Origin of the sequence: Burkholderia aenigmatica (assembly GCF_048627025.1) — a bacterium.
GTDB lineage: Bacteria > Pseudomonadota > Gammaproteobacteria > Burkholderiales > Burkholderiaceae > Burkholderia > Burkholderia aenigmatica.
In genome coordinates this window covers 1-2,003 of record NZ_CP184476.1, presented here as the reverse complement: position 1 = coordinate 2,003, position 2,003 = coordinate 1, and the positions used below count along the sequence as shown (strand labels likewise).

2 protein-coding genes are annotated in these 2,003 nt (G+C 61.8%); both read right to left on the bottom strand.

Annotated features, from left to right (window positions below):
- Nucleotides 1–1,183 (bottom strand): hypothetical protein (locus tag ACN8ZM_RS41655; protein WP_420213617.1); only part of this gene is annotated, 1,183 nt, incomplete at its 3' end.
- Nucleotides 1,184–1,289: 106 nt separating this feature from the next.
- A partial coding sequence (locus ACN8ZM_RS41650) for a hypothetical protein (RefSeq protein ID WP_420213616.1) occupies nt 1,290–2,003 on the bottom strand: 714 nt, incomplete at its 5' end.

Below are 2,003 nucleotides of genomic sequence, written 5' to 3'. Positions count from 1 at the left end.
CAGCGCAGTCGCATTCGCATAGCCGCTTACGCTGGCGAAGCGCCTTGAGCACGATAAGGTGATCGACGCGATTGCAACGCAGATTTTCGAACGCCACGGGCGAGGATAGGCCACCGAACGGTGGATTGGCTGCTACGAAGGTGAAATCAGAATCGAGCGTATCCGCGATATCGAGCACGTCGCCCGTCACGAGGCGGATGTCAGTCCGCAACGCCCCGACTTGCGCGGACCTCGCCGGGTCGATTTCAACGCCAGTAATGTCGGTGCCAAACGGAAGCGCCGTGACAAGGCTGCCATTCCCGATAGTAGGTTCAAACAGTTTTTCACCCGCTGTATCGCCGAGGATGTGCTGAACCGCGATCGACATCGGTAGCGGCGTCGAATATTGCTGATTCTCGACCGAGGTGGAGGTCCGGTAAGCGAACGTCGGCTGATGCTCGGCAAGCGCAACCGCGAGCTTGAATGCTTCCGCATCTGCCTTCTGATGGCGCGAGAACAGACAGCGATGCATCGCTGCTTCGACGGATTCCTGAACGGCCCGTAGCCGCGGATCGGCGATTTCGAGCGAACGCGACTCGCCATAGACGATGCCACCGAAGTGCCTCAGATCGGCAGAGTCCATGTTCTTGCCGGCCAGCATCTCGTCAACGAACGCATCCGCGCAAAGCGCCAATGCCTTCGGCGACGTTGCGCGAAGGTACGATGCCGCAAGGGCCGCAGACGCGTCGTCATCACCCGACATAACGTCCGGCTGCAAGTCGCGCTCGCGCGAGACAGATCCATCAACAAACGTGAGATAGCGAGTGCCGTCATCATCCCGGCGCACGACATGCCCCAAGGCATTGCGCCCGAGAACGGCACGGTCCTGCTGACGCTGCTCAGACGTGTCGGCGGCCTGCCCCGTGACTCGAATCCAGACATCCGACAGCGGCAGATCCCGAATGACGTTCGCAGGGAAGATCTTGCGCAGCGCTCCGGTCTGGATATCGGTGCCGCTCCGGATGAGCGTCTTTCCAGATCGCGAGGGCTCGAATCCGAGAGCCTGCACGGCGGTCCACTCGGCAGACGCCGGTATCACGCCGGTCAGGACCAGGTTGACGGTCTTGTCGTTCAGTTGGAAGAGACGCAACTTGACGCCGTGGGCGGACAGGTCAAGCCACTTCATTGATTCGGGCGCTGCCATCGTTTCTATCCTCAATCGTGGGGCCGCAGACAATAGTCACCACCAAAGAAAAAGACCGCACAAGGCGGTCTTTTTCGTGGTTGCAGGAAACTGCCGTGGCATCGGCTTACACGCGCATGCGCGGCGCACTTGCTGCCATGGCTTCTGCCGGGATGGCGTTCTGCACCACATCGTCGATTTCGAACGGCTCGTCCTCGTCCTCGTGGTCGGCAACACTTGCCGGCACGACGGCCGCGTCGGTGTGCTGGGTGATTTCCTTGTTCTCCGCGATCGCGGTCGGCTTGCCGCTGAAGAACGGCGTGGGCACGTCGCGCGGATGGAACAGCGACGGCTTGTTCGAAAGCGGCTCGGCCGACGAGAAGATCTGGCCACCCTCGACCTCGTGCAGCACCATGTACGATTGCGCGAAACCGGTCAGACCCTGGTCCCCCTTCGTGAATCGGTATGCCCGGTTGACCTGCTCCAGGCCGGACGCGCTCTGTTCGAACGACGCCTTCGCTTGCGGGCCGAGGCTCACGCGCTGCCCCGGAACGACTTCGATCGACAGGTCGGGATCACCGACCAGTTGGGCGATCTGCTTGCCGGACTGAGACGCCAGGAATGCTTCGACAGCCTCGGCGGGCGTCGCGTGCTTGTACTCGCCGGTCTCCTTGTTCTTCTTGACCGGGAGCGCGAATTCGACCGCCTTGCTCACTTCGCCGTCCGACAGACGCACGAGCACGATCGGACGACCCTTGATGCCGCCGACACCCGCAAAAGCATCCTGCAACGCCGCCTTCAGTTGATCAGCCGACGACACCTGCTTGGACGCCGACGGCAT